The sequence below is a fragment of the Limnohabitans sp. genome (genome assembly GCF_040400975.1).
Classification (GTDB): Bacteria; Pseudomonadota; Gammaproteobacteria; order Burkholderiales; family Burkholderiaceae_C; genus Limnohabitans_A.
Genome location: NZ_JBBAPF010000139.1, coordinates 1 through 295 on the forward strand (window position 1 = coordinate 1; position 295 = coordinate 295).

At 55.6% G+C, this 295-nt stretch carries 1 protein-coding gene; it reads right to left on the reverse strand.

All coding sequences use genetic code 11. The annotated features are described in order from the left end of the window. Positions 1-295 (reverse strand): hypothetical protein (locus tag ABWQ00_RS16215; protein ID WP_353239693.1); only part of this gene is annotated, 295 nt, incomplete at both ends.

A 295-nucleotide genomic window follows, 5' to 3' on the forward strand; every position in this document is an offset into this window, starting at 1 on the left:
TCTATCCCGCCATTGTACTTCAGCACTGGATTCGTGGTGGATGCATCATGCGGAAAGATGGTCCAAAGCCGTTGTGCACTGCGCATGTCGGATAGATGCACTTTGCCTGCAGTGAATTCTGCAGGATTCACACCGGCTGCAACTTTCTTTGCTTTCTGAGCCGCACGTTTCTTAGCTTTTGCGGCCTGTTTTGCAGCTGGATCTGCTGGCTGTGGCTGTGGTGGAGCTTGCTGCTGGGCTTGTTGCCATCCGCCCTGCCAGCTTCCGGTACCCCACTGGGAGCCCCACTCCTGTT